The 26,560-nt window shown below is 41.7% G+C and carries 25 protein-coding genes; 11 read left to right on the top strand and 14 right to left on the bottom strand.

The window, feature by feature from the left end:
• Positions 1–9 precede the first annotated feature (9 nt).
• On the bottom strand, positions 10–603 hold the full coding sequence (locus tag MB09_RS05515; protein WP_045079896.1) for a DUF4255 domain-containing protein: 594 nt from the start codon (positions 601–603) through the stop codon (positions 10–12).
• 248 nt (positions 604–851) lie between these two features.
• Between MB09_RS05515 and MB09_RS05510 the strand changes: the two genes are divergently transcribed.
• From MB09_RS05510 to MB09_RS05495, 3 genes are all read left to right on the top strand, one after another.
• Positions 852–1,208 carry a hypothetical protein gene (locus tag MB09_RS05510; RefSeq protein WP_131459833.1) on the top strand — a complete coding sequence of 119 codons (357 nt, stop codon included), beginning with the start codon at positions 852–854 and terminating at the stop codon, positions 1,206–1,208.
• An 869-nt stretch (positions 1,209–2,077) separates the two neighbouring features.
• Entirely contained in the window at positions 2,078–2,878 is an 801-nt protein-coding gene (locus MB09_RS05500) for a sensor histidine kinase (protein WP_045079893.1), read from the top strand.
• Entirely contained in the window at positions 2,875–3,528 is a 654-nt protein-coding gene (locus tag MB09_RS05495) for a response regulator transcription factor (protein WP_045079892.1), read from the top strand. The genes MB09_RS05500 and MB09_RS05495 overlap by 4 nt, the downstream gene beginning before the upstream one ends.
• Here the strand turns inward: MB09_RS05495 and MB09_RS05490 are convergent.
• Both MB09_RS05490 and panB read right to left on the bottom strand, forming a co-directional pair.
• Positions 3,525–4,226: an RluA family pseudouridine synthase gene (locus tag MB09_RS05490; protein ID WP_045079891.1), complete on the bottom strand. Its 702-nt coding sequence runs from the start codon at positions 4,224–4,226 to the stop codon at positions 3,525–3,527. The genes MB09_RS05495 and MB09_RS05490 overlap by 4 nt on opposite strands.
• A gap of 57 nt (positions 4,227–4,283) precedes the next feature.
• Complete coding sequence (gene panB, locus MB09_RS05485; protein WP_045079890.1) at positions 4,284–5,102, bottom strand: 3-methyl-2-oxobutanoate hydroxymethyltransferase; 819 nt, start codon at positions 5,100–5,102, stop codon at positions 4,284–4,286.
• Positions 5,103–5,173: 71 nt separating this feature from the next.
• On the opposite strand from panB, the gene MB09_RS15420 reads away from it, so the two are divergent.
• Entirely contained in the window at positions 5,174–5,638 is a 465-nt protein-coding gene (locus MB09_RS15420) for a nuclear transport factor 2 family protein (protein WP_052671297.1), read from the top strand.
• 2 nt (positions 5,639–5,640) lie between these two features.
• Here the strand turns inward: MB09_RS15420 and MB09_RS05475 are convergent, their stop codons facing one another.
• The 3 genes from MB09_RS05475 to MB09_RS05465 form a co-directional block, all read right to left on the bottom strand.
• Positions 5,641–7,065 (bottom strand): L-serine ammonia-lyase, encoded by a 1,425-nt coding sequence (locus tag MB09_RS05475; RefSeq protein WP_045079889.1) that lies wholly within the window; start codon positions 7,063–7,065, stop codon positions 5,641–5,643.
• A 107-nt stretch (positions 7,066–7,172) separates the two neighbouring features.
• Complete coding sequence (gene dinB, locus MB09_RS05470) at positions 7,173–8,390, bottom strand: DNA polymerase IV (protein ID WP_045079888.1); 1,218 nt, start codon at positions 8,388–8,390, stop codon at positions 7,173–7,175.
• Positions 8,391–8,506: 116 nt separating this feature from the next.
• Positions 8,507–11,572 carry a DNA polymerase III subunit alpha gene (locus MB09_RS05465; RefSeq protein WP_084709043.1) on the bottom strand — a complete coding sequence of 1,022 codons (3,066 nt, stop codon included), beginning with the start codon at positions 11,570–11,572 and terminating at the stop codon, positions 8,507–8,509.
• A gap of 257 nt (positions 11,573–11,829) precedes the next feature.
• Between MB09_RS05465 and dnaK the strand changes: the two genes are divergently transcribed.
• Positions 11,830–13,746 carry a molecular chaperone DnaK gene (gene dnaK, locus MB09_RS05460; RefSeq protein WP_045079887.1) on the top strand — a complete coding sequence of 639 codons (1,917 nt, stop codon included), beginning with the start codon at positions 11,830–11,832 and terminating at the stop codon, positions 13,744–13,746.
• Between the two features lie 215 nt (positions 13,747–13,961).
• Here dnaK and MB09_RS05455 read toward each other — a convergent pair whose 3' ends face one another.
• Positions 13,962–14,768, bottom strand: a complete 807-nt coding sequence (locus tag MB09_RS05455; protein WP_165586677.1) for an alpha/beta fold hydrolase — start codon at positions 14,766–14,768, stop codon at positions 13,962–13,964.
• 283 nt (positions 14,769–15,051) lie between these two features.
• Between MB09_RS05455 and MB09_RS05450 the strand changes: the two genes are divergently transcribed.
• Positions 15,052–16,326 carry a carboxypeptidase-like regulatory domain-containing protein gene (locus MB09_RS05450; protein ID WP_045079885.1) on the top strand — a complete coding sequence of 425 codons (1,275 nt, stop codon included), beginning with the start codon at positions 15,052–15,054 and terminating at the stop codon, positions 16,324–16,326.
• A gap of 385 nt (positions 16,327–16,711) precedes the next feature.
• On the opposite strand, the gene MB09_RS05445 is transcribed toward MB09_RS05450, so the two are convergent.
• Complete coding sequence (locus MB09_RS05445; protein ID WP_052671296.1) at positions 16,712–17,425, bottom strand: leucine-rich repeat domain-containing protein; 714 nt, start codon at positions 17,423–17,425, stop codon at positions 16,712–16,714.
• 95 nt (positions 17,426–17,520) lie between these two features.
• A complete protein-coding gene (locus MB09_RS05440) occupies positions 17,521–18,162 on the bottom strand; it encodes an alpha/beta hydrolase (RefSeq protein ID WP_045079884.1) in 642 nt (213 codons plus the stop codon).
• A 45-nt stretch (positions 18,163–18,207) separates the two neighbouring features.
• Here MB09_RS05440 and MB09_RS05435 point away from each other — a divergent pair, with 45 nt between their 5' ends.
• Genes MB09_RS05435 through menD form a run of 3 tightly spaced genes read left to right on the top strand, consistent with a single transcriptional unit; the run spans position 18,208 to position 21,393 of the window.
• The gene (locus MB09_RS05435; protein ID WP_045079883.1) at positions 18,208–18,630 is read left to right on the top strand and encodes a PaaI family thioesterase; all 423 of its coding nucleotides are present in this window, start codon (positions 18,208–18,210) and stop codon (positions 18,628–18,630) included.
• Complete coding sequence (locus tag MB09_RS05430; protein WP_045079882.1) at positions 18,630–19,697, top strand: isochorismate synthase; 1,068 nt, start codon at positions 18,630–18,632, stop codon at positions 19,695–19,697. Before MB09_RS05435 ends, MB09_RS05430 begins: the two co-directional genes overlap by 1 nt.
• Positions 19,698–19,728: 31 nt before the next feature.
• Positions 19,729–21,393, top strand: coding sequence for a 2-succinyl-5-enolpyruvyl-6-hydroxy-3-cyclohexene-1-carboxylic-acid synthase (gene menD, locus MB09_RS05425; protein ID WP_045079881.1), 1,665 nt, complete (start codon positions 19,729–19,731; stop codon positions 21,391–21,393).
• Here the strand turns inward: menD and MB09_RS05420 are convergent.
• Positions 21,388–21,792 carry a hypothetical protein gene (locus tag MB09_RS05420; RefSeq protein ID WP_052671295.1) on the bottom strand — a complete coding sequence of 135 codons (405 nt, stop codon included), beginning with the start codon at positions 21,790–21,792 and terminating at the stop codon, positions 21,388–21,390. The genes menD and MB09_RS05420 overlap by 6 nt on opposite strands.
• Before the next feature lie 86 nt (positions 21,793–21,878).
• Here MB09_RS05420 and MB09_RS05415 point away from each other — a divergent pair, with 86 nt between their 5' ends.
• On the top strand, positions 21,879–22,709 hold the full coding sequence (locus tag MB09_RS05415; protein ID WP_045079880.1) for a CvfB family protein: 831 nt from the start codon (positions 21,879–21,881) through the stop codon (positions 22,707–22,709).
• Here the strand turns inward: MB09_RS05415 and MB09_RS05410 are convergent.
• From MB09_RS05410 to MB09_RS05395, 4 genes are all read right to left on the bottom strand, one after another.
• Positions 22,706–23,314: a MarR family winged helix-turn-helix transcriptional regulator gene (locus MB09_RS05410; RefSeq protein WP_045079879.1), complete on the bottom strand. Its 609-nt coding sequence runs from the start codon at positions 23,312–23,314 to the stop codon at positions 22,706–22,708. The two genes, MB09_RS05415 and MB09_RS05410, sit on opposite strands and share 4 nt — an antisense overlap.
• 59 nt (positions 23,315–23,373) lie before the next feature.
• Complete coding sequence (locus tag MB09_RS05405) at positions 23,374–23,607, bottom strand: thioredoxin domain-containing protein (protein ID WP_045079878.1); 234 nt, start codon at positions 23,605–23,607, stop codon at positions 23,374–23,376.
• A 111-nt stretch (positions 23,608–23,718) separates the two neighbouring features.
• Positions 23,719–24,168, bottom strand: a complete 450-nt coding sequence (locus MB09_RS05400; RefSeq protein WP_045079877.1) for a hypothetical protein — start codon at positions 24,166–24,168, stop codon at positions 23,719–23,721.
• 166 nt (positions 24,169–24,334) lie between these two features.
• Positions 24,335–25,453 carry a C1 family peptidase gene (locus MB09_RS05395; protein WP_045079876.1) on the bottom strand — a complete coding sequence of 373 codons (1,119 nt, stop codon included), beginning with the start codon at positions 25,451–25,453 and terminating at the stop codon, positions 24,335–24,337.
• A 187-nt stretch (positions 25,454–25,640) separates the two neighbouring features.
• Between MB09_RS05395 and MB09_RS05390 the strand changes: the two genes are divergently transcribed.
• Positions 25,641–26,480, top strand: coding sequence for a 1,4-dihydroxy-2-naphthoyl-CoA synthase (locus MB09_RS05390; protein WP_045079875.1), 840 nt, complete (start codon positions 25,641–25,643; stop codon positions 26,478–26,480).
• Positions 26,481–26,560: the final 80 nt, after the last annotated feature.

Below are 26,560 nucleotides of genomic sequence, written 5' to 3'. Positions count from 1 at the left end.
CAGTAAAACTCATGGCATATTGTTATTGAGGATTCCAGAAATTTCAGTAATCGGTTTGCCTTTTTCAACTAGTGAGTCGCTTTCAATTTTCACGACGCTTATTTTGTATAGCACGCTTGGCAGCGCTTTTGCGCCCAAGGTTCCCCAGATGTAATTTAGTTGCTCAAAGGTTGGGGTGTAGAGCTCGGCAATAAAGCGAAACTCTTTTATATTCTCCAAAACCGGAATGGTTGGATTCAATGGTGTGTTTGTTTGCGTAAAGATTTTTTTTGACTGGAAGAACTCTATAATATAGGAAAGCGCCGTCAACGAGCTGGTATACGTACTTCGGTTGGCCGAAAAAAGAGCGAAAATATTTAAGTTTACGGGAGCATTCTTGTAAAGCGTTTCTCCATTTTTGAATTTTACGTTTGGATTGTTTTTAAGGGCTGTCTCTTCCTCAATATTTAAAAGCGAAAGCACCACTTTGTCGTTCTTGGTGTTGAGGTCCGGATCGTCGTGTTTGGACACGTTTTCCAGTACCACCAGATTGCCGTCCGTGGTTTTAAGCTCCAAATATTTTGAAACCTGATCTTTTACTATTTCGAGTGTTTCGTAGATCATCTGCGGGGAATTCTTAATAGATTAGATTGGGAAATTCAAATATATTAAAAGTTAAAAGGCTATACAACAGTATTTTACCTGAATTTTTTCGGGTGGTTTCCCTACTTTTTCAATAGGGAAAACCCTGATTAATTAATAGGAAATTTCCTATTATGGGAGAGGATTTTTCCTGTTTATTGGGTGGGGAAAGTGCTTTTTTGATTGTTTTTACTACATTGCTGCCAATTAACCAAAAACCAATTTCAATTATGTCAAAACCATCAAAATGTATTACCGTTGACAAAGCAAGAGAATTACAGGATAATTGGGTGGCCACCCGAGCTGTGGATATTGAGCGCGCAATGGGATCAAATGATACGCGGGAATTTCTTTTTAGTCTTGAGGAACTTCAAGAATTTTTGGATTATGTGCGCGCAGAATCGAAAAAACAGGAAATAACCAATCCTGGCGTACGTATCTATTTTGGTGCCTATGATAACGATACTACAGATAAAGCTACTTGCTTTTTAGCTCCAACCGTTGGGATAAATAGCGGAGCGCCGAACAATTATAAAATAGATCCGTTCAACACGGTTATAGGTGGATGGCCTCCTCACAGTTACTAGGTATCCAAATTTTGAAATGTTTAGCGCGTGAAGGAGCATTTTCTGGCCAAAAGTAAAATTTCGGGAAGGTAAAATAACAACTTAAGTCTGTTTATTAAAGCCCATAAATACAAATGTAGGGCAGTAAATCCCTGCCTATTTCTCAAGTTTTTTAATTCTCTCTTTTTTATGAAAGATGGAAAAACTAAGATCCTTAATAAAAAATATTGAATGACAGCTGCAATTATAGCTCACCTTCTTGAATTATCGGCATTTATTGCCGCTTTGTTTTATTACAGAAAAAATAAATCAAAGCCTACTTTTTACTTGATGCTCTTTTTAGGGTTTACGGTTTGTGTGGAAATTTTGGGTTGGTACACCATTCTCATGGATTCGGGGTATCTATCATTTCTGAAGAATAGTGTGTTCCAAAAAAATTATTGGCTTTTTAATATCTATGGAATTATTAGCTATTTGTTTTATATCAATTATTTCAAATGGCACTTAACTTCAAGGGACTCCGTGAGAATATTAAATTTTAGTTCGCTACTTTTAATAGTGGTGAGTCTTGCGGAAATTGCCTTTTCCAATGATTTTTTTAATATCTTTTTGCCCATTTTTCGATTGCTCGGAACCTTCTTGGTCCTTTTGAGCATTTCTTTGTATTATCTGGAATTATTGCGAAGTGAACAAATTCTGCAGGTACAGAAAAGCTTACCGTTTTATGTATCGGTCGGCGCATTGATTTTCCATTTATGCACCACGCCTCTGTTCATTTACAGCTCATATTTTAGCAATTCTATTGATCCGGGTTTTGTACGTTTATATACACTGGTTATCTTTGGGACTAATTATTTATTCTATTCCATCTATATTGCTGGATTTTTAATATGCTCACGGAAAAAGGACCCTTACTTCCCCAGGAAAAACTTTTAATAGTTTACTTTATTGCGGTGTTGCTGTTCTTTACAATCTTTTCAATTGTTTTTGTAATTGCTTTTCAAAGAAGAAAAAATAAATTTCTAAAGGATAGGTTTGAAGCAGAAAAGCGCTATCAACGTGAACTTGCCGATTCTAAAATAGAGATTCAGGAACAAACCTTGAAAAATATTGCGTGGGAGTTGCACGATAATGTGGGCCAATTGCTATCTGTTGCCAATATTCAATTAAATGTATTAATGAATGCCGTACCCCCGACTTATCACGGACAAATAAAGGAAACGAAAGAGGTAGTGCAGGAAACGGTGCAAGAAATTCGGTCGCTCTCCAAAGTTTTAAATAATGACGTGGTCTTAAAAAATGGATTGCTGGCATCCCTACAGGTGGAACTGGACAGGGTAAAGCGATTGGGATATTTGGATGCTTCAGCACAAATAACAGGCGATATTATACCTATAAACAGCTCCAGTGAAATTATAATTTTCCGTATTCTGCAAGAATTTCTGTCAAACGTGTTGAAACATGCGCGGGCTTCAAAATTATTCGTACATTTAGAATATAAAGAAACAACGCTTGATATTTCGGCCACGGACGATGGTATAGGTTTCGATACTTCTTTGAAGACCGATAGTTCGGGAATGGAAACCATGAAAAGCAGAGCCGCATTGATTAATGCAGATTACCAGATCATTTCAGAAATAGGAAATGGTACCCGGTTATATTTGAGCTATCCTTTTAAAGCAAACGCATGAACTCCAAAGAAAAACATACTGTTGCCATAGTTGATGACCACTCGCTTTTTGCGAGATCTTTGGAAAAACTTATAAATTCCTTTCCGAATTTCACAGTGTTATTTCACGCAAAAAATGGATTGCAGCTTCAACAAAAAATTGAAAAGAGTAACGTTTTGCCAGATATAATTCTCTTGGATATAAATATGCCAGTAATGAATGGTTTTGAAACTGCTGAATGGCTCGCAGATACCCATCCCGGAATAAATGTGCTCGCACTCTCTATGGAGGATGAGGAACAGACTATTCTTAAAATGCTTCGAAGAGGGGTGAAAGGTTATCTGTTGAAGGATATTCATCCAGAAATTCTAAATACGGCTTTGGAAGAATTACAGGAAAGAGGCTACTACCATTCCGAAAAGGTATCTGAAACCCTGTTACATTCCTTAACTCCCGATGAGGAAGGCAGAATCCTTGATTTTAAGGAAAATGAACTTACTTTTATAAAATTGGCCTGTTCCGAAATGACCTATAAGGAGATAGCCAATATAATGGATCTGAGCCCGAAAACAATTGATGGTTATCGGCAAGATTTGTTTAAAAGACTAAAAATAAAAAACAGGGTGGGATTGGTAATTTTTGCGTTGAAAAAGAAACTGATCCAGCTCTAATCGCAGGCATTCCATATCACGTCAGTAGGAGCAGCGGCTTCTATTATCAGTTCTTCTTTTTGTACTGGATGGATTAAAGTCAGTTTTTTAGCGTGAAGATGAATGCTGCCATCGGGATTGCTTCGGTCAAACCCATATTTCAGATCGCCTTTTATGGAGCAACCAATAGCGGACAGCTGCGACCGAATTTGATGGTGCCTTCCCGTTTCCAAAGTAATTTCCAATAAATAATAATTGTCCAGTCTTTTCAAAAGTTTGTAGTGGAGAATTGCCTTTTTACTATCCTGAACTTCTTTACTATGGGCGTACGACTTATTTTGCTTTGGATTTCTTTTTAAAAAATGCGTTAATGTATCGGCTGTTTTGGGCGGCGCCTCCTTTACAATTGCCCAATAGATTTTTTCGGTTTCCCTTTTGGAAAACATTTTATTTAAGCGGGCCAGTGCTTTGGAAGTTTTTGCAAAAACAACAATTCCACTTGTGGGTCGGTCCAATCTGTGAACTACGCCCAAAAATACCGCACCGGGTTTATTGTATTTTTCGGCGATGTACTGTTTCACCACTTCGGAAAGAGGTAAGTCTCCCGTTTTGTCGCCCTGTACAATGTCTCCCGGGCGTTTATTGATAACTATTAAATGATTGTCTTCAAAAAGAATTTGAAGATTATCCTTGGTGCTATGTGGGCTGGATTTCTGGATTGTTGGATTTTCGGATTGCTCGATTATTGGATTCTAAATAAAAAATCTAACAATCAATTAATATTGTTCACTGTCATTTGGAAAATCACCACTTTTCACATCATCGCTGTATTTGCTGAAAGCGCTTTTCATTTCCGTATATAAATCTAAATACCGCCTGAGAAAACGCGGATTGAATTCGTGGGTCATCCCAATCATATCATGTGTTACCAGAACTTGTCCATCAACACCGTTACCCGCACCAATGCCGATTACGGGAATGCTTATTTTTTCAGAAACTTCCTGAGCCAATTTTGCCGGTACCTTTTCCAATACAATAGCGAAACACCCTGTTTTCTCAAGTAAAATAGCATCGGCTATTAATTTATCTGCTTCTTCCTCCTCCTTTGCGCGCACGGTATAAGTCCCGAATTTATAAATGGACTGGGGCGTTAAACCCAAATGGCCCATAACGGGAATACCTGCATTCAAAATTCGCTTTATGGATTCTTTTATTTCCTTTCCGCCCTCCAGTTTTACGGCGTGCCCACCGCTTTCCTTCATAATACGGATGGCAGAGCGCAATGCTTCCTTTGGGTCACTTTGATAACTTCCGAAAGGCAGATCAACAACCACCAAACTACGCTCAATAGCCCGAACTACCGAGGCTGCGTGATAGATCATTTGATCCAAGGTTATCGGCAGGGTGGTTTCGTGGCCAGCCATTACATTTGAAGCTGAGTCACCCACCAAGATTACATCAATGCCAGCACTGTCAACGATCTTAGCCATGGTAAAATCATAGGCCGTGAGCATGGAGATTTTTTCACCTTTCTTTTTCATATCTACCAAAGTTTTGGTAGTGATGCGCTTATATTCTTTTTTGGCTGTTGACATATTCTTTAAAACTGGTTCTATTAAAATGTAAAAGTACTATTTTTGAATAGTAACCAAGTAAAATTTTCAAGATGAAATCTCTAATCTTTCTTTTTTCAATTTTTATGGCAGTCCAAAGTTTTGGCCAAGAATCGCTCTCTACGGAAAATGCCAAAATAATCATCAATATTTTTATGGATGGATACCGTGCGGGCGACACGCTAAAAATGAAATCGGTGATGCACCCCAACATGACCATGAATCGCGCCTATCTTAATACCGAACAGGAAAATATTCTAATCTATATTAGATCGTCAGATTTGCTTCAGTATGCCGCTACAAAGGGCAAAGAGCTGGATTGGGATGAAAAGTTGACCGATTATATTGTAAATAGCGACGGTAATATTGCACACGTTTGGGCGCCGTATGAATATTACATGGACGGAAAATTTAGCCATTGTGGGGCCAATTCATTTACGTTGGTTTACACGGACGAGAGTTGGAAAATCCTTAATCTTATAGATTCCCTTCGCATTGGGAGCTGTAAGAAGGAATGATTTTAACAATCGCTAATATTCACTTGCACAGCAAGACCACCCTCACTGGTTTCCTTATATTTTGAAGTCATGTCCTTGGCCGTTTCCCACATGGTGGCAATCACTTTATCGAGGGGCACCTTTGCTTTGGAAGGATCGCTATCCAAAGCCATTTCGCAGGCGTTGATGGCTTTAATGGCGCCCATTGCATTGCGTTCAATACACGGAATTTGCACTAAACCTGCAATGGGATCGCACGTCATTCCCAGGTGATGTTCCATTGCAATTTCACTGGCCATTAAGCATTGTTCGGGCGTGCCGCCCATTAGTTCACAAAGGGCACCGGCGGCCATGGAGGAGGAAACGCCGATCTCTGCCTGGCAGCCGCCCATAGCTGCCGAAATGGTAGCACCTTTTTTGAAGATACTGCCAATTTCGCCAGCCGTGAGTAAAAATTTACGAACGTCCTCAAAATTTGCATCGTGGTTTTCAATCACCATATAATACAGCATCACGGCTGGAATTACGCCCGCGCTTCCATTGGTTGGTGCCGTAACAACACGCCCTAAGGAAGCATTCACTTCATTTACGGCCAAGGCAAAGCACGAGACCCATTTCAGAATTTGACGGAATTTTACCTCGGTATTTCTAATGGCAGCAATCCATTCATCAGCATTGGTGTATTTGCTATCGCCAATTAGGTTCTTGTTCATTTCAAAAGCACGACGTGTTACATTTAATCCGCCGGGCAAAGTACCTTTCGTATGGGCGCCAACGTACATGGAATCGAGCATTACATCCCATATTTTTTTTAGGCCGTCGTTTATTTCGTCTTCGCTTCGCAGCGACTTTTCGTTTTCGAGTACTATTTCAGAAATACTTTTTCTTTCAGCTTTGCAATATGCCAGAAGCTCCGTTCCCTTTTCTATGGGAAAAGGAAATTGCGCAAATTTTGCCAGTTTTATTTTTTTACGTTTTCGTTCCTTCTTCACGGTAAAACCACCGCCTATTGAATAAAACGAAGAGGATTTTTTGGAGCCATCCTTTAATGTTGCCTTAAAAGTCATTCCATTTGGATGAAACTCCAAAAACTTTCGGTTGAAAATAATATTCTGCTTTGGAAAAAAGGGAACTTCCAACTCCCCGTTCAGTTTTAATTTATTTTCTGAATTGATAAAATCAATTTCCTTTTCAATATTTTCTATAGGAAAAGTTACAGGATCAAAACCCGAGAGGCCCAGCATTACTGCAATATCTGTGGCGTGTCCTTTGCCCGTAAGCGAAAGGGAGCCGTACAGATCCACTGAAATCTCAGTTATCTCATCAAATTGATTTTTTTCTTTCAATTCCTCAATCCATCGCAGGGCTGCGCGCCACGGACCTAATGTATGCGAACTCGATGGCCCGACGCCGATCGATAACATGTCAAAAACGCTGATACTCTCCATTCAAATTTCTTTTAAAAACAAAGATAGCATCTTATTTAATCATGAATGAAGAATTGATAATTATGAATTTATTTTTGAGCATTGAGCATTGAACATTCAACATTGAATCACCTCCTTCTGTTGGGCAACAGCGGCGGCGGCGCTCCCGTGAACGGGTTCCAGCGACCGATGCTTTTGGCCTCCATTCCCGCAGCGCGCATAACCGCACGGTCGCCGTAACGATCGCGCATTTTGTCCATTGCGTGGTAGAGGTTGATTATTTTTTCATTGTCGTCAAAAAGGTCTATCTGGAAACCGCCTTCCACTAAATGGCTGAAGCGAACGCCCACCATCCGCACCAACAACCGGCGCTGATAGAGTTTTTTAAATAGTTCCATCACCACGGGAATAATTTTATGGTCTGCGGAACTATACGGTATTTTTTTCTGCACGGTATAGGTCTGGAAATCTGAATACCGTATTTTGAAGGTAATGCAGGCAGTAAGCTTATTGCCCCGCCTCAATTGAAAAACCAGATTTTCTGCCATAGCAATGATGATGCCTTCCAGTTTTTTTACATCGGTAGTGTCGCGGTCAAAGCTACGTTCGGTAGAAATGGATTTGCGTTCGGTATATTGCTCTACGGGCGTGTTGTCTATACCGTTTGCTTTCTGCCAAATGGTCTGTCCGTTCTTTCCAAAAACTTTGGTCATCATTTCTACGGGCATTTCTTGTATTGTTTTTATTTGTTTTATGCCCAGATCGCAGAAGGCCCGGTAGGTAACTTGACCCACCATGGGAATTTTGTTTACTGATAAAGGGGAAAGAAAGGGTTTTTCGGTACCTTTTAAAATATGGATTTGGTTGTTGGGCTTTGCTTCGCCCGTGGCTATTTTTGAAACGGTCTTGTTCACGGAAAGTCCGAAGGAAATGGGCAGCCCGGTTTCTTTTATGATACGTTGCCGCAATTCTGAAGCTAATTTTTCGCAACCGAAAAACTTGTCCATTCCCGTAAGATCGATATAAAATTCATCTACCGACGATTTTTCATAGAGGGGCACACTTTCTTTGATTACTTCGGTAACCGTGTCAGAAAACTTACTGTAGGTACTTGCATCGCCTCGCACCACGATGGCTTCGGGACAAAGCTGTCGCGCCAACTTCATCGGCATGGCCGAATGGATACCAAAGCTCCGCGCCTCATAACTGCACGAGGCCACCACGCCACGGTCGCTTGTACCGCCTATCAATACAGGTTTGCCGATCAACTTGCGATCCAGCAAGCGCTCGCAGGACACAAAAAAGGTGTCCAAATCCATATGCACTATGTTTCTTTTGTCGTTCATTTTTAAAAAAAAATTGACTTAGGGCGATAAAACGTGGGACGTATGACAACATGAGCAAGCTGAGACAATCCCTTCGGGTTCTGTTCTTGTGTTTTTTTAGTCCTACTTCCTACGTCTTATAGCGCAGCGGTCTTACCTCTTATCGTCTTTCGGCTATTATCCGTAACAGTTCCCCCTTCGGGCCTGCCTGCCGGAGACACGTAGGCAGGGGGTAGGGGGCTTGGGCTATACCGCGGATCCTGGATTATCGCCAATCGCTCCATTTTTAAAACCTCAATAGTGATACAATCAAATTCTTCCATCACCTTTCCCGTAATGCTGTAAACCCCTTTTCCGCGGAAGCGATATTGACGTGCCACCGGTGGAAAGTGTACCGTATCCACAAAATGGCCGTCGCGGTCCACAAAATTTCCGAAGTACATATAATCGCCGCGCGAGGTACGGGTTCTTTTGGTGGTTATTAAATATCCTTCAATAGTTATCGTTTTTCCTATAAACTGTGGAAGTTGTGCGGCCCGTAATCTATTTTCCGAAGGCTTTGCAAGCAACTCAAAAGGACTGCACAGCGGAAACCCCAACAGTTCCATTTCGTCAAAAGCGTCTTCCATTGCCGTGTGCAGCAGCGATGGCGTTTGGTAATCTATGCGCTTCGGTCGGAAAAGGGTAGGGGCGTCCTCCTCAAAACTCACCTTGTTTATCTTCATATAGGCTTTCCATAGCAGTTCGCGTTTATTTCTTCCCGTAAAGCGGAAGGCGTTTATTTTTATAAGAATGGTAACTTGCTCCATTCCGATGGAAATGCGCTCCAGAAAATCATCCAGACTTTTAAAAGCACCGTTTTTGTTGCGTTCCGCGATTATTTTTTGGATAAGTTTCGATTCCATAAACTGTAAAAACCCGAAGCCGATGTAAATATCCTTCCCATAAATGACCGTTTCATTGAAACTGCGGTTTATGCAGGGCTGCAGGATGTTTCCGCCGTGCATTCGTGCCTCGTGTACGTAAAGTTCCACGCTGTAAAATCCGCCACCGTTGTTAAGCGTCGCCACTATATATTCCAACGGAAAATAGGCTTTCAGAAAAAGACTTTGGTAGCTTTCAACCGCGTATGAAGCGGAATGTCCCTTGGCAAAGGCATAGCCCGCAAAACTTTCTATCTGCCGCCAAACTTCTGCTGTAAAGGCTTCGTTCTTGCCGGAATTTTTACAGTTTTCAAAAAACTGGTCCTTCACTTTTTGGAATTCTTCCCGCGAGCGGAACTTGCCGCTCATTCCCCTTCGCAACATATCTGCCTCGCCCAGATCCAGCCCGCCAAAGTGGTGCACCACTTTTATAACGTCTTCTTGGTACACCATCACCCCGAAGGTCTCGGGCATAATATCCAGCAGCACGGGATGGGCATCCTTGCGTTTTTCGGGATGGCGGTAGCGCAGCACATACTCGCGCATCATCCCGCTCTTGGCCACGCCGGGGCGGATTACCGAGCTGGCCGCCACCAGCCCCAGATAATCGTCCACCTGCAATTTGCGCAGCAGCATCCGCATGGCGGGCGACTCCACATAAAAACAGCCTATGGCCTCCGCATTGCGCAGGAGCGTCTTTATCTTTTCGTCTTTTTTGAAACGGGTAATGTCGTGGATGTCAATGGGTTTTTTCTCGGGGTGGTTGTATTTCACTATTTCCACGGCATCCTTTATTTTTCCCAATCCGCGTTGGCTTAAAATATCGAATTTATAAAGTCCCACATCCTCTGCAATTACCATATCAAATTGCGTGGTGGCATAGCCCTTTGGCGGCATAAAGGTGGCGGAATAATAATGGATGGGTTTTTCCGAAATCAGGATCCCGCCCGCGTGGATGCCCAGATAATTGGGGAACCCTTCAATGTATTTGCCATAAATAACCACCAATTGCGAAAGTTTGTCCAGCGAATTGAAATCGTAGTCGCCGCCCGACAGTCGGTCTATCTCCTCTTTCGGCAGCCCGAAAACCTTGCCCAGCTCGCGCACCGAGGCCTTGTATTTAAAGGTGTTGTAAACGGCGATGAGCGACGTATTGCTAAAAGTTTTAAAGATGAAATCGGTAATGTCGTCCCGGTCCTGCCACGAAAAGTCAATATCGAAATCGGGCGGATTTTTTCGGTATAGATTTATGAACCGTTCAAAATAAAGGTCCAATTCCACAGGGTCCACATCGGTAATGCGAAGTAGATAGGCGATGATACTATTGGCGCCACTGCCGCGGCCCACGTAAAAATAGCCTTTGCTGCGGGCGTATTTCAGGATTTTCCAGTTGATAAGAAAATAGGAAACAAATCCTTTTTCGCGGATTATTTCGAGTTCCTTTTCCATCCGCTTCATTACCCGTTCGCCCGGGCGTTTGTAGCGATAGGGCAGGCCGGCATAGGCCAATTTTTTCAGCAAACGGAAATCCAGCGCCTCATTGGCGGTGTACGATTTTTGATTACAGGTGGTTTTTTTTGAAAAATCGAAATGCACGTGACAGCGCTTCAAAAGCTGTTCGGTATTTTCAATGAGCTTTGGAAATTCGGCAAAAGATTTTTTCACTATTTCCTCCGAAATAAATACATCGGACTCGTTGCCCTGTTCCGAAGCGGACAATTTGCTCAGCAGCGTATTGTTGTCGATGGCGCGGAGCAATCGGTGGGTGTTGAAACCTTTTTTATGTTTGAAAGTCACCGTGTGCAAAACCACCAGCTTTTCCTGCCGGTGCTTCCACTGCGAAAATTTCAAGCGGTTGATGTCCTCCATTTTTACGCCCAGGAATTCGTTTTCCAAAAGCGTTTCGCCTTCAAAGGAAGCAAACGGATATATAATAAAGGTATGTGGAAGTTGCTCGGCCCTGGCGGGAATTTTTAGGTTTTCCGTGCCTTGGCGCTCGTGGAGAAAGGCAGAAAGGTATTCATTTATATAGTGAAAACCTTCGTTGTTTTTGGCAAGCATTATAAATTGCTGTTTGGCGCGCTTTCTGAAATCCACGCCCAAGATTGGCTTCACATTATAATTTGTGGAAAGCCGTACAAATTCCAAGCAGGCAGAGGTGGAATTTACATCGGTAAGCGCCATTGTCGTTGCGCCATTGGCTTGCCCCAACTCCAGCAACTCGCTGATTTTGAAGGTTCCGAACCGAAGGCTGTAATAAGTGTGGCAATTCAAAAACATGACATTGGGTTTATTCCAAAATTATGGAAATATTCCAATATCGAAAAGAAATTCCAAATAAAAAATTCCAAATAAAAACAGTGCAAAAATCTATTTTTTCTTGAATTTGGATTTTGAGATTTGGCGCTTAACTACGGCCAGCAATATATTCAATAAAAATTTCTGACATCATGGCAGTCGTCCTCCGCTGGCACAATCATTGTCTTATACAGACCGTAAAATAAAATTGAATTAACTAAATATATAACACAATAGATATGAGTAAAATAATTGGAATCGACTTAGGTACAACCAACTCCTGCGTTGCCGTGATGGAAGGTAGCGAGCCAACGGTTATTCCTAACGCCGAAGGAAAAAGAACAACTCCTTCCGTAATTGCATTTGTGGAAGGTGGCGAAATTAAAGTAGGGGATCCTGCAAAACGTCAGGCTGTTACCAACCCTACAAAGACCATCAGCTCCATTAAGCGATTTATGGGGAACAAATATTCCGAATCAAAGAGTGAAGCGGAACATGCAGCATATAAAGTGGTAAAAGGTGATAACGATACCGCCCGTGTTGACATTGACGGACGTATGTACACCCCACAGGAACTGAGCGCAATGATTCTTCAGAAAATGAAGAAGACTGCCGAGGATTATTTAGGACAAGACGTTACCCGTGCGGTAATTACCGTTCCTGCATATTTTAACGATAGCCAGCGCCACGCAACCAAGGAAGCCGGTGAAATTGCCGGTCTTAAAGTGGAACGTATTATCAACGAACCCACTGCGGCAGCTCTAGCGTACGGTCTTGATAAAAAGGGAACCGACCAAAAAGTAGTGGTATTTGACTTTGGTGGTGGTACGCATGACGTTAGTATCCTAGAATTGGGGGACGGCGTTTTTGAAGTATTGGCTACCGATGGTGATACCCACTTGGGTGGTGATGATGTTGACCAAAAAATTATCAATTGGTTGGCTGATGAATTCAAAAAAGAAGAAGATTTTGATTTGAAGAAAGATCCAATGGCGCTCCAGCGTTTAAAGGAAGCTGCTGAAAAAGCAAAAATTGAATTGTCTTCCTCCACACAAACCGAAATCAATTTGCCTTACATTACGGCTACTGCTAGCGGACCAAAGCACTTGGTAAAAACGTTGACACGCGCAAAGTTTGAGCAACTGATTGAGCCACTTGTAAAAAGAACTATCGAGCCTTGTGAAAAAGCAATGAAAGCTGCTGGTTTGAGCAAGAGCGATATAGATGAAGTAATTCTTGTTGGGGGTTCTACCCGTATTCCTGCAGTGCAGGAAGCCGTTGAAAAATTCTTCGGAAAAAAACCACACAAAGGGGTAAACCCAGATGAAGTTGTAGCTGTTGGTGCCGCAATTCAAGGTGGTGTATTGACCGGAGATGTGAAAGATGTACTTCTTCTTGATGTAACCCCACTTTCACTTGGTATTGAAACTATGGGTGGTGTAATGACCAAATTGATTGAGGCCAACACTACCATTCCTACCAAGAAAAGTCAGGTATTCTCTACAGCGGCAGATAATCAGCCCAGTGTTGAAATCCACGTATTGCAAGGGGAGCGCCCAATGGCGAATGACAACAAAACAATCGGTCGTTTCCACTTAGACGGAATTCCGCCAGCACAGCGCGGGGTGCCACAAATTGAGGTAACGTTCGATATTGATGCCAACGGTATCATTAAAGTAAGCGCTACTGACAAGGCTACCAACAAAACGCAGGATATCCGTATTGAGGCTTCTTCCGGCTTGACCGAAGAGGAAATCAAAAAGATGAAGGCCGATGCCGAGGCAAATGCCGAAAGCGATAAGGCTGCGAAGGAAAAAGTTGAAAAACTGAACGAAGCAGATGCAATGATCTTCCAGACTGAAAAGCAACTGGAAGAGTTTGGCGATAAATTATCTGATGATAAGAAAAAGCCAATTGAGGAAGCTTTGGAAGAACTGAAAAAAGCTTACGAAACCAAAGAGGTGAGCAATATTCAGCCAGCTTTGGATAAGATTAACGAAGCTTGGAAAGTTGCTTCAGAAGAAATGTACAAAGCCCAGGCAGACCAGCAGGGTGCCCCAACCGGTGATGCCGGAGCAGGAGCAGAGCAGGGAAGCACAGGCGGCGGCGCTGAAAACAGCGACGTTGAGGACGTAGATTTTGAAGAAGTGAAGTAAGCTTTTAGAAATAGATTAATGTGAAAACCGCAGCCTTAATTGGTTGCGGTTTTTTTATGAGTATTATTTACAATTTATGATTAGAAAAATAATGAGCAGAATTGATAATTTGCAAACTATCGTTTAGTTTACATAAATTTTTCCGAGTGTTGGAATGTGGAGCTGTATAAATATTGTTGAAAAACGTGGAAGGAAAGAGAAAAATAAACCTGAAACTATTCCTTCAAAAACTTTCCGAGCAACCGATTCGTTTTTTCGGGTTTTTCTAAAACAAGAGTGTGGGCTGCATTTTTGATTTCCGTCCATTGGGAATTGTAAATATTTTGATGATATTCTTTGGCGATTTCATGAATGTCCAACGCATCCAATTGCCCTGTGATCAGCAACGTTTTTTTGGTTATGGTATTTATTTGTGTATTGTTTGAGAGCTTGGACCACGATTCGTTCCAATGCTCGTTTACATTTTGTAATATAATTTGTTCTATGTAACGCCGGACGGGTTTCCGTAACCTTGTTGCAGGCTGGCCGGGGCCATCGGACCAATTACGTTGGAAATATTCTACAAACATTGCCTTTTGGTTCATTTTTTTGGCAAGTTGCCGAAGGTCGTAATTTTGCTGTGCCAGCGGATCTTTGAAATATTGCCAACCGTTCATTCCCGGAGAAATCAATACGAGTTTTTCTACGTTCTCTGGATATTTTAGACTATAGTCCACAGCGAGCATCGCTCCCCATGATAGCCCCACAAGGCTTATTTTATCAAGTTTCAGCCGGCTGCGCAACTGTTCAATAATTTCATAACCGTAAAGCTCCTCTTCGCCATTCACGGTGCTGCCGTGGCCCAAATCGTCAAAAATGATGGTTTTATATCCGTGACGGTTTAAATATTCTACTTGGCTGTTCCAAATGCTATGGTCCAGATAGCCGCCGTGTATTAAAATGATTGGGTTTCCATTTCCGGCCACTTCAAAATAAATATGATGGTCTTTTATTTTGAGATAATTCTCGGCTGTCTTTTCCAAAGATGAATTCTGCCCAACCATCGAAGGGCCTTGAAGAGTAAAGATGGAGAAAAGTAAAACTATAATTTTCATCGTCATAAATAATAAAGGGAACTTCCTACCACTGCGAAGGAACGTTAAAACCTGCAAACCATACCCCACGCTTAAAATGAAGTAAAGAATTATAATTATTTAGTTATCAATGCCGTGCCAAATTAAAAGTTAGGTGCTTAGGGCGTATCTTTAGAGTACATTCTTAAAGAGAGGATGCTCACTTAGGTGTACTAATTTAAAACCTTCTATTATGAAAACAACTATTTCAAAAATACTTTCCACTACGGCCCTGCTATGTTTCTTGGTAGTTTTGGCACCTACAGTTACAGCACAGGAACTAAAAAATCACGTGGAATATAAGGGAAAGATTACTGACGGCAATACCCAAGAGCCCCTGGAGGCGGTAAGTGTAAATTTGAAAAACACCAACATCAGCACCATCAGTAATATTGAAGGAAAGTTTGTGTTGAAGGTTCCGCAAAATATGACCGATGGCAGCTTGGTATTTAATTTCTTGGGGTATCAACCAAAGGAAATTTCCCTTAATACACTTTCAAAAAAGGAAAACAAGATTGCGCTAGAGCCAAAAATAACACAGCTTTCAGAGGTAAATATTGCTACATACCTCAATGCGGAAGCCTTGGTAAAAAAGGTTTTTGAGAAGAAAGCCGAAAACAATTTGAACGATCCGGCGGTGATGACCGCTTTTTACCGGGAAACCATCAAAAGACGAAACAGGAATGTTTCCATTACCGAAGCGGTCGTAAATCTTTATAGACAACCCTATACGTCCAATTCCAAAGATGTGATAGAATTGCACAAAGCCCGAAAAAGCACGGATTACAGACGTTTGGATACCGTGGCATTTAAGTTGCAGGGCGGGCCATTTGCAGCTTTGTACTTAGATGTGATGAAATATCCCGAATATCTTTTTACCAATGAGACCATTGGCGACTATACCTACAATTTCGAGCCGCCAAGTACGATCAATAGCAGGCCGGTATTTGTGGTTTCGTTTTTACAGAAGGAAAGGTATGTCGATGCGTATTACAAAGGAACATTGTACATAGATGCCGAAACATTGGCACTGGCCAGTGCGAGCTACAACTTGGAGATCGTAAATGAAAAAGAAGCGAGTAAGTTGTTTGTGAAAAAGAAGCCCAATGACATCAACGTCTATCCTTTGGAAACTTCATATCACGTAGATTATCGCGAAAAGGACGGAAAATGGTATTATGGCTACAGCAATATGCAACTTACCTTTAAAGTGGACCAAAGAGGAAAGCTTTTCAATACCAATTATACGTTGGCTACCGAAATGGCTGTAACCGACTGGGAAAACAATGCTGCCGGCTCCAAGGCAAGTATTGAGAAAAAGTTGAAACCCACAGTGGTCATGAGCGATGCGGTTTCCGGCTTTTCCGACCCGGATTTTTGGGGCCCCTATAACGTTATTGAACCCGAAGAATCCATAGAATCTGGAATTAATAAAATTCAACGGAAGTTGGAACGAAACAAGAGTTAAAATTATTGTTGATAGTAATTGCGAAAATGAAAACTGCCCAACAGCTGAAAATACCGTTGGGCAGTTTTTTATATTGAAATTTAAATAAAATTATCTCAATTGTTTTCTGTGTATTTAATATAGACCACCAAAGCACTCGTCGCATTTTAAAAAAAAGAGCGACCTAAGAAAGGCCGCTCCATTTTAAAAGCTTGTTTTTTAACCAAATATTAAGCTTTAAGGTCTCTGGAGTGGGTGGGGGCCACTGAGTCAAAGACCTGGCGCAATCTACTAATAATTTCTAATCTAGCAACACATTTTAACGATTAAATATGTAATTCATCGGTTTTTAAAAAAATAAGCGGCCCACTACAGGCCGCTGGGAAATGAGGAAATAGAAATAGTGTTAATCTTCACTCTCGTCCCGTTCTATGGCTATAATGGACTGAGTGGGTTCAAGTTGTGGGGAGTTATTTAATAAATCGATTTTTGCACCTGAATTTGACAGCAAAATCACTGAAAAGTCATCAGGGTTGGTAAAATTATTTTCGGCAACCATTAATTCGGTAAGGTTTGGGCAACTGGCCAATCCCTGCGGCAAGGTTCCGTAAAGGTCATTGTCGAATACGTTAAAGATTTCAATCTTGCGAAGTTCACCTAGACTTTCAGGCACGGTCCCGCTTAGTTGGTTACTACTTAGGTGTAATTGTTTTAAATTGGAGAGTCGGCCTAAAGATTCGGGAATGTTTCCGCTAACAGCAGTTCCATTTATGGCCAAAACTTCTAATTTCGACAAATTTCCAAGTTCAGATGGGATAGCTCCCGAAACGGGATTAAAGGATAATTCCAATTTCTTTAAATTTTTCAAATTTCCGAGCGAGGAAGGCAAAACACCGTTCAAATTATTAAACAACAGATTAATTCCAGTCACATTATTATTCTCTACTGTTATCCCATACCAAGTATCGACTGGTTTCTCAAGATCCCATTGCACATTCCACGCCAGACCATTAGTTGCAGTATAGAGATCTAAAAGAACTTGTTTTTCCTGTTTGCTCACCTGCGCCATAACCATGGACGCGATAAACATACATACGCAGGTAAATATTGCCTTTTTCATAGTTTGGGGCTATTTGGTTGTTAAAGCGAAGTAAAAGAAAAACAAAAGAAGTTAAAACACAAAATTATTCGATGAAATACACAATATTCTTAAAATTATATGGAATGTTTTAATAATAATTCCCTGTTAACCTCATGAATTCCATCAAAAACCTCAATTTTCAGCCGATCTTGAAAAAGTTTGGTGCCTTTAAGTTTCTCTTCAGTCTCACGGGCTTCTGTAATGTACTGGTCCTTGTTTCCGTAAAGATAGATTACCTCGGCATCCGTTTTGAGATATTCAAAATCGTTAGGTTGCAATTCATTTGGAATTCCCCCCGAATGAAGAATAAGCTTATCACACTGAACTTTACGGCTGGCAACCCAGCGCGTAGCTATGGAAACACCTTGGCTATAGCCCATAACTATTAAGTTTGCAGTAGTTTCGGCAAGCTCCTTTTCATAAATTGCGTCGATATATTTCAGTATATTTTGGGTCTCAAGTTGTGTATTTTCACGCGTAAGCCAAGAGGCGCCAACGTGCTTAAAATCATTTCCTTGGTAATATTTTGAGGGAGCCTGTGGTGCAATGATGAAATTTTCTTCGGCATTTAATTCGGAAAAATAATTGATAAAGTACTTGCTCAAATAGCCCATTCCGTGAAAAACCATCCATACATTCTTGGTTTTTTCGGTTAACTCATTGAGGGTGTGGTATGTATTCGTAGTTGTATAGGTAACCTCTTTCTGGATGCTCATTTTGTTGAATTCAATTTTGTATTTTTACAAATGTAAACCAATACAATGAAGTACACCAACGACGAAATTTTGGCGGCCTGCAATAAAATGTGCCAAAATACCTTAATGGAAACACTGGGCATAGAATTCACCGAAGTGGGCGATGATTTCCTCGTTGCCAAAATGCCTGTCACGCCAAGGGTTCATCAACCCGATGGGGTTTTGCACGGCGGCGCCTCTGTAGCCTTGGCCGAAAGTGTGGGCAGTGCGGGGGCATTTATGTTTTTGAACGCAAAAGATGTAATAATCCGTGGAATTGAAATTGCCGCCAACCACGTAAAAAGCGTGCGCGATGGTAATGTATATGCCCATGCCAGTATTATCCACAAAGGAAGGACCACCCAGCTCTGGCAAATAAAAATTACGAATGAAGACGGCGCCCTCGTTTCCCTCGTAAAACTTACCACCCTTACCTTACCAAAAAATTAATGGACTTTAACCTACTCACTGAAAAAATCGAAAAACATTTTGAAGAAGGATTGCCCTTTGTGGTGTATTCGTTGCCGAACCAAAAAAGTGTTTCTACTTTGTTTCAAAAGAGCCCAGAACTTTGTACCATTAGCGAATTGACGACCAACGGTTTTGTTTTCGCGCCTTTTGGGTATAATGATTCAGCATACTTTATTCCTGAGAATGACTCAGAAATAGTTAGTGCAGAATTATCGGGAAATACTATTGAATTGACGCCCGTTCCGGTAGCCGAAAACGCTTCGGAGCGGAAAACTTATTTGGAAAAAGTTCAAAAAACCATTGACAATATAAAACGACGAAGGGCTACCAAAATCGTTATTTCGCGTCCGAAAGATTTTCCACTATCAAATTTCTCACTTAAACAATTGTTTGAGCGTTTGTTTGCGGCCTATCCATCGGCCTTTCGATATATATGGTACCATCCGCAAACGGGGATGTGGTGTGGTGCAACGCCTGAAACCTTAGTGCGGGTTGAGACAGACTCCTTTAAGACCATGGCCCTGGCGGGAACACAACCCTTTTACAATTCGGAAAAGGTTTCCTGGGGCCCAAAGGAACTGGACGAACAACAAATGGTAACCGATTCAATAACCAACAGTCTGCAGCGCGTAACCTCGGTATTGAAGGTTTCCAATCCGTACACATATCGCGCCGGGTCGTTGCTTCACTTAAGAACCGATATTACCGGCATTTTAAAAAGGGGAAAAGCCACGCTGACAAAAATTGCCGCTGCCTTGCATCCAACGCCTGCAGTTTGTGGCAGTCCACAAAAATTCGCCAAGGAATTCATACTCCAAAACGAAGGATATAACCGTGAATTTTACACAGGGTTTTTAGGACCCGTAAATGAAAATGGAGCTTCTGCCTCACTAATGGTTAACCTGCGGTGTATGAAGATAGAAAACAATACGGCCCGCATCTATGTGGGCGGCGGTATCACTATTGGCTCACAGCCGGCCGATGAATGGCAGGAAACCCAAAATAAAATGCAGACAATGCTACAAGTATTGGCGCCAATGCTGTAATATTTTCGGCGTCTTCGTACCTTTGCGCTGCATGAAATTCTCAACTAAGATTCTCTCACAAACGCTTGTGCAATTATGTTTGGACAAGGGTATTGACCATATAGTTATTTCTCCCGGATCGCGCAATGCGCCACTTACCATCGGTTTTGGAGAACATCCCGATTTTAAGAGCTTTAGCATCGTAGATGAACGTTGCGCCGCCTTTTTCGCATTGGGTATCGCGCAGCAAATTAATAGGCCCGTGGCGGTCGTCTGTACATCGGGTTCGGCCTTGCTCAATTATTATCCCGCGGTGGCCGAGGCATTCTATAGCGATATTCCTTTGGTCGTCATTTCCGCAGATAGGCCCGCAGACTATATTGACATTGGCGATGGGCAGACCATCCGACAGGAAAACGTTTTTGAAAACCATATTCTTTACAGTGCAAATTGCAGTGAAGGCGAAGATTTTCAAATTAAAAATGAAACCGAAATAAACGTTGCCTTAAATACGGCAATCGAGCTGAACGGCCCCGTTCATATAAACATTCCTTTTTCCGAACCTTTATACCACACGGTGGAAAACCAACTGGTTTGGCCGCAGAACGTTCCTGCGCGACAGCGGACAGCAGGCGTTGAGGAAAATCTGGATGCTTTTGTAAGCCGATGGAATTCCAGTAAACGCAAAATGGTATTGGTGGGAGTATTACCGCCAAATAGTGTGGAAATGCGTTTTGTGGAGCAACTTGCAAAGGACGATAGTGTTTTGGTGTTGACCGAGACCACTTCTAACCTTCACCACGAAAATTTCATTACGGCCATAGACCAACTGATTGCACCTTTAACCGATGGAGATTTCAAAAAATTGCAGCCCGAAATACTACTCACCTTTGGCGGAATGGTGGTTTCAAAAAAGATAAAGGCCTTTCTGCGCAGTTTTCCTCCAGCGGAACATTGGCACGTGGATCCAAAGAAAGCCTTTGATACTTATTTTGTACTGTCGCAGCATTTCAAAACAAGCGTCAATGGTTTTTTTGCTGAATTTCTTCCGAAGACAATTTTAGTGGAAAGTAACTATCAAAGCCATTGGCTCGCAATAAAGCGACATAGATTGCAGCGGCACGCAACTTATGAAACTGCAATCCCATACTCGGATTTTATGGTTTTTTGTGAAATATTCCACAGCCTTCCGCAAAATATCCAGTTGCAATTGAGCAATAGCGCCACGATTCGCTACGCCCAGCTTTTTGAAATTCCCGCTTCTGCCGAAGTATTCTGCAATAGAGGCACCAGCGGAATAGATGGAAGTACGAGTACTGCGGTAGGAGCGGCTTACGCTTCAAGCTTGCCAACGGTTTTTATAACCGGCGATCTCAGTTTTTTCTATGACAGCAATGCGCTTTGGAACAATTATATTCCCAAAAATTTTAAAATAATTGTCGTGAATAACGGCGGGGGCGGTATTTTCAGAATTCTTCCGGGGGAAAAGGATACGGAGATTTTTGATACTTATTTCGAAACAAAACACAACCTAAACGCCGAACAGCTTTCGGAAATGTATGGTTTCAAATATGAAACAATTCACGGAAAAGAAGATTTGAAAAAAACGCTGAGGGATTTCTTCAGAATAACTGAAGGTCCTGCTTTATTGGAAGTTTTTACGCCGGCAGCGATAAATGATAAGGTGCTTTTAGACTACTTCAAATTCATTTTATAAATACCCTTTCCCCCAAATGGCGGCTTCTGTAAGATTGTCGAACATTTGAAAGGGTTTTTTGCAAAACTTAGCCTCCAGTTCTGCATTGGTGTGTCCCACTTCGCTATAATTTACCACTCCTACGGCTCGTAGTGTAGGTACTTTGTTCAAATATTTGTAATCCATCGGCTTAATGGAGTAGGAATGCACGCGATTGGAAATATATACCCAAGGTTTAGTTCCTAAATAATTTAGTCCTTTTAGCAAAATGGAAAAACCAGTTTTATACGAAAGAACCACACCTTCATTGGCTTCAAAAATAACGATGCCATTATAAAAATAAACCATGCCAATATCGGTCTCCAATCTTTTTTTCAACTGGAAGTCTGAGGGAAGGTTATGTAGCGTTATTTTTTCCATTTTCAACGTGAATTTACATTTTAAGTTTGATTTGTATATACGTGGTGTACACTTTTTTTTGATAAGAATACAGTACCTTTGCAACTATGATAAAACTGGGCGAATACAATACTTTGGAGATTCTTCGGGAAACCGAACCGGGTCTATATTTGGGCGATGACGAGGAAAATGTGGTGCTTTTGCCGCATAAATACAAACCAGAGGAATACGAAATAGGCGATGAGATTACCGTCTTTATATACTTGGATAACGAAGAGCGGCCCATTGCCACAACGCTGGATCCCTTTCTTCAATTGAACACCTTTGGGTACTTGCATTGCAGCGATGTAACCGAATATGGCGCCTTTATGGATTGGGGCCTGGAAAAGCAACTATTTGTTCCTTTTAAAGAACAGGCGCGGCCCATGAAGAAGGGTAACTGGTACATTGTCTATTTATATATTGACGAAAAAACCAATCGATTGGTGGGAAGCAGCAAGACGAACCATTTTCTCCAAAATGAAAACTTGACCGTAGAACCGTTTCAGGAAGTAGATATTTTGGTTACGCACTTAACTGAAAAAGGTGCGAACGTTATTGTGAATGGGCAACATAAAGGGCTAATATATATTGAAGATATTTTTGAGGATATCCGTACGGGGGATAAGATGAAGGCTTTTATAAAAAAAATTCGTCCCGACAATAAAATTGATATCGTACTGCAAACGCCGGGCTATAAAAGCATTGAGCCGAACGCCAATTTTATCCGCGAGGAATTGGAGGCTGCCGGTGGTTTTTTGCCACTTCACGACAAAACGGATCCTGACACTATCAAAAACATGCTTGGGATGAGCAAAAAGAGTTTTAAAAAGGCAATCGGCACGCTTTATAAAGACAAGCAGATTATAATTAAGGAAGATGGAATTGAGCTGATTTAGCCAGGCTTTTCCTCAAATTCTGGACAGTCAATGCGTATGGTTTCGGTGTTTAAAGGTTTCTGAAGATATTCGCAATAATCGCCTCCATCTTGTTTCGTGTGGAACTTACAGGCAAAACACATCCGCTGCACGCTGATTATTCCAGCTTTGTTCAAATTGTAAATAAGTTTTACAATGGTTTCATAAACAGTTTCCAATTGGGCTGCGTCAAAAGTGTCGAACTGTTTTTTTAGCGGATTTGCGTAATTCTCGGTTACCGAAACCAATTGTTTTCCCTTTTCAGAAAGCGCTATCAGATAACTTCTGCTATCGGAATTTGAATAATCCTTTAAAATCAATTTTTTTTGTTTTAAAGATTTCACCGCATCGCTGATGGTAGGTTTGGTAACGTCAAATTCCTTTGCGAGATAACTCACCGTGCAGAGCGAACTTTTATGATAGGCAACAAAAATGAGGATCTGGATCTGGATGGGGCTCACGCCAGCTTTTTTTGCTTCGGCCCAGAGTAGAGTACGGAATACTTCTGAAATCCGTTCCAGGCCAACCACTATCTTGTTGCTCACACTTTCCTGCTGAAAAGAGGTATCGAAAACACTTTTTTCCATAATAAAGCCTGTTAAGGGGTAAGCCCTAACAGGCAAAGTTAGTAATCCTAATTGATTTTTCAACCTTTTACATCCGCCATGGAAGCTCCATAATTTATATGAAGTACATTTCCAGTGGGCGTAACCAATGCCGGAACAGATTTTACCCCAGCGTTTTCAGCTTGTGTAATTTTCGATTTATCCTCTCCCAAATGGACCACCTCAATGGTTTCGGGATTCATCAATTCAAGGATTTCGTGCTCCGCGCTTACACATACGGGGCAACCGGCGTGATAAAAAACAGATTTTTTCATAATTAATAAGGATTTAGATATGGCAATATCGCTTGGACAAATATAGTAAGGATTCCTAACATTAAGCGATAAAACTTAGTCATTTTTCTAAAATTTTATAATTAAATGGAATTAATAGCCGTGAATACGGTAGGGAGCGCAGCGTGGGCACACGCCGTAGGGAGGACAGGAGTCGGCAAAAAGAAAACCACGGGAAGCGTCTTTGTAAGCGATGTTTTTAACCTTGGTTGAGCCATCGGCACTATAACTGCTGTTGCCATAGACGCCGTATTCCTTTGGGTCCAAAGAAATTTTAAGGTCAGATTTCACATAATTTTCACTTGCGGACATTGCCTCATACATACTCACCGGTTCGCGGTAGTTGTTTTTATTCATCTTAAAAGAAGGCAGCTTGTTTGAATTTCGTTTTGAAAAATCGGCGTTGGATAGTAATGAAGTGCTCATTAGACTTTCAATTTCAGGCAGTTTCACGAAATCCAATTTAAATTTATTGGACTCAAAGTCTAACTGTGCCGAAGCTATCAGCGGAAACAACAAAAGAAGAAATAGCAACTTTTTCATCGGGTCAAATATAACAAAATTTGTTCCAAGTTTAAAGTGGGTAGTTAGGTAGTAGGTAGTAGGTAGTAGGTAGTAGGTAGTGGGTAGTGGGTAGTGGGTGGTAGAAAAAAATGAACCCTTTCAAAATTAAAACTTTGGAAGGGCTGTGATATGGAGGATTTTGTTTTTATAAATTTAATTTTTTAGATGTTTCCTTTGGTAGCGCATCTTTGTGGACGGTAACGCTAACGGCCTTTAACCGCATATACGGCTCGCTAAAATAAACATATCCGCCATTGGCAACACGCGTTTCATCTGTGCCCCAACTGTTTTTTACCTTGTAATATTTGGTACCGTGCTGATCGAGGAGCATTCCCGTTATGTGCATTAAATGGTCATCGGTAGTGTTGTAATTCTCAAACTCCTCTTGGCGGTATTGTTGTGTAATTTCCTTTTCGGGATAGGTGCTGTGTAGGGCCTTTAAGGTATTTTCCTCATTTTCGGGAATAACGGCCACCCCGTCTTTTGACGAAAAACTGCGCTCGCTTACATCGCAATCCAATTCAACGGTAAACCCGTTTTCCAAAGCATTGTCTATGGTCGCCATCATTTCATCCAACGGAACATTGTAAAAACTACCGTTGCTCCAGTTGTCGGGGATGTTCAAAATAAATTTTGAATAAAACGGCTCGTGTGTAAAACTGGTGATACTTACATAATCTGCCGGTTGGATATTGGTCATCGCCAGAAAGGTTTGGGGCGTATATCGTTTCCCTTCAAAGGTAAAGCTGTCCACATTTTTGCCGATGTACACATCAAGCACGCCCTCAATTGCGGCACGCCATTTCTGGCTGAGTTTTCGTCCCGGATTGTCAACGTAAGTTTTCAACATTGCTTCAAGTACGGCAACCAATTCAGCGTGGTTGTATTTGTTTTCTCCCAAAAACAGGCCACTAAACGCTTCTTGGGGAACCAGACCATTTTTTGCCACCGAATTCATCACATCGTGTGCCAGGCCTCCCTCGCTAAACTGCGCTTTTCCTTGACGCATAATATAATTTTCGGCTTTTAGGGGATAAGTGTTCCGCACTTGGTACATTTCGCTTAAATCAATGCTCCGTCCCGTCAGGCGCATAATTTCACTTTCCAAAAACGAAATACTGCTGAAGCTCCAGCAAGTTCCCGTGATGCCCTGGCTTATAACGGGCGTCGTTTCAAGGTCAGTAACCGTTGTGAATTTGTAGGTTTCTTGGGCGGTTAGGTTTAATGTGAAAAGAATTCCGAAGAAGAAGAGGATGCTTCGCATTGTTTATTTTTTATTGTTATTATTTATTTTGGAGATTTCGAAGGTGTTTTTCTTTGCCTTCACTGCGCCTTTGTGGTAAATATCACCGCTGAGGCGCAGAGAACGCAGAGGTTTTTACGATCATTTCAAAAAAATAGAAAATAATAATAAACAATATCTTCTATCTTTGAAAACAAAAATAACAATTATGGCTACACCCAACTGGAAAACGGCTAAAGAATATACAGATATTACCTATAAAAAATCAAACGGCGTGGCGCGAATCGCTTTTAACAGGCCCGATGTGCGCAATGCGTTTCGCCCAAAAACTACGGCTGAATTGCTCGATGCCTTTCACGATGCGCAGGAGGATACTTCCATAGGCGTGGTGCTGCTTTCCGCCGAAGGACCTTCGTCCAAGGACGGGGTGTACAGTTTTTGCAGTGGTGGCGACCAAAAGGCCCGTGGCCATCAAGGCTATGTGGGCGAGGATGGGTATCACCGTTTGAATATTCTTGACGTGCAACGCTTGATTCGGTTTATGCCGAAAGCAGTTATATGTGTGGTTCCGGGTTGGGCCGTGGGTGGTGGACACAGTCTGCACGTGGTCTGCGATTTAACCTTGGCGAGTAAGGAACATGCAATCTTTAAACAGACCGATGCCGATGTAACCAGTTTTGACGGCGGCTACGGAAGTGCTTATTTGGCCAAAATGGTTGGGCAGAAGCGGGCACGTGAAATCTTTTTCCTCGGAAGAAATTACTCGGCACAGGAAGCTTTTGAGATGGGAATGGTGAATGCCGTAATTTCGCACGACGAACTTGAGGATACAGCTTATCAATGGGCGCAGGAGATTCTTGCAAAAAGTCCTACTTCCATTAAAATGTTAAAATTCGCAATGAACCTAACCGATGACGGAATGGTGGGCCAACAAGTGTTTGCGGGGGAAGCTACGCGCCTTGCTTATATGACGGAAGAGGCGAAAGAAGGCCGTGATGCCTTTCTTGAAAAACGGAAGCCAAATTTTGATAAGAAGTGGTTGCCGTAGTCAGTACTCAGTATTCAGTATTCAGTATTCAGTATCAGTACACAGTAATCAGGAAACTATAATTTAATGCACCAACTCTT

The sequence above is a fragment of the Aequorivita vladivostokensis genome (genome assembly GCF_000952855.1).
Taxonomy (GTDB): domain Bacteria; phylum Bacteroidota; class Bacteroidia; order Flavobacteriales; family Flavobacteriaceae; genus Aequorivita; species Aequorivita vladivostokensis.
Note: the sequence above shows the minus strand (reverse complement) of the source record. Positions and strands in the feature narration are given on the sequence as shown.

Coding starts and splice junctions, on each gene's coding strand:
- MB09_RS05515 (WP_045079896.1), bottom strand. CDS start 603: ATGATCTACGAAACACTCGAAATAGTAAAAGATCAGGTTTCAAAATAT.
- MB09_RS05510 (WP_131459833.1), top strand. CDS start 852: ATGTCAAAACCATCAAAATGTATTACCGTTGACAAAGCAAGAGAATTA.
- MB09_RS05500 (WP_045079893.1), top strand. CDS start 2,078: ATGCTCACGGAAAAAGGACCCTTACTTCCCCAGGAAAAACTTTTAATA.
- MB09_RS05495 (WP_045079892.1), top strand. CDS start 2,875: ATGAACTCCAAAGAAAAACATACTGTTGCCATAGTTGATGACCACTCG.
- panB (WP_045079890.1), bottom strand. CDS start 5,102: ATGTCAACAGCCAAAAAAGAATATAAGCGCATCACTACCAAAACTTTG.
- MB09_RS15420 (WP_052671297.1), top strand. CDS start 5,174: ATGAAATCTCTAATCTTTCTTTTTTCAATTTTTATGGCAGTCCAAAGT.
- MB09_RS05475 (WP_045079889.1), bottom strand. CDS start 7,065: ATGGAGAGTATCAGCGTTTTTGACATGTTATCGATCGGCGTCGGGCCA.
- dinB (WP_045079888.1), bottom strand. CDS start 8,390: ATGAACGACAAAAGAAACATAGTGCATATGGATTTGGACACCTTTTTT.
- MB09_RS05465 (WP_084709043.1), bottom strand. CDS start 11,572: ATGTTTTTGAATTGCCACACTTATTACAGCCTTCGGTTCGGAACCTTC.
- dnaK (WP_045079887.1), top strand. CDS start 11,830: ATGAGTAAAATAATTGGAATCGACTTAGGTACAACCAACTCCTGCGTT.
- MB09_RS05450 (WP_045079885.1), top strand. CDS start 15,052: ATGAAAACAACTATTTCAAAAATACTTTCCACTACGGCCCTGCTATGT.
- MB09_RS05445 (WP_052671296.1), bottom strand. CDS start 17,425: ATGAAAAAGGCAATATTTACCTGCGTATGTATGTTTATCGCGTCCATG.
- MB09_RS05440 (WP_045079884.1), bottom strand. CDS start 18,162: ATGAGCATCCAGAAAGAGGTTACCTATACAACTACGAATACATACCAC.
- MB09_RS05435 (WP_045079883.1), top strand. CDS start 18,208: ATGAAGTACACCAACGACGAAATTTTGGCGGCCTGCAATAAAATGTGC.
- MB09_RS05430 (WP_045079882.1), top strand. CDS start 18,630: ATGGACTTTAACCTACTCACTGAAAAAATCGAAAAACATTTTGAAGAA.
- menD (WP_045079881.1), top strand. CDS start 19,729: ATGAAATTCTCAACTAAGATTCTCTCACAAACGCTTGTGCAATTATGT.
- MB09_RS05420 (WP_052671295.1), bottom strand. CDS start 21,792: ATGGAAAAAATAACGCTACATAACCTTCCCTCAGACTTCCAGTTGAAA.
- MB09_RS05415 (WP_045079880.1), top strand. CDS start 21,879: ATGATAAAACTGGGCGAATACAATACTTTGGAGATTCTTCGGGAAACC.
- MB09_RS05410 (WP_045079879.1), bottom strand. CDS start 23,314: ATGGAAAAAAGTGTTTTCGATACCTCTTTTCAGCAGGAAAGTGTGAGC.
- MB09_RS05405 (WP_045079878.1), bottom strand. CDS start 23,607: ATGAAAAAATCTGTTTTTTATCACGCCGGTTGCCCCGTATGTGTAAGC.
- MB09_RS05400 (WP_045079877.1), bottom strand. CDS start 24,168: ATGAAAAAGTTGCTATTTCTTCTTTTGTTGTTTCCGCTGATAGCTTCG.
- MB09_RS05395 (WP_045079876.1), bottom strand. CDS start 25,453: ATGCGAAGCATCCTCTTCTTCTTCGGAATTCTTTTCACATTAAACCTA.
- MB09_RS05390 (WP_045079875.1), top strand. CDS start 25,641: ATGGCTACACCCAACTGGAAAACGGCTAAAGAATATACAGATATTACC.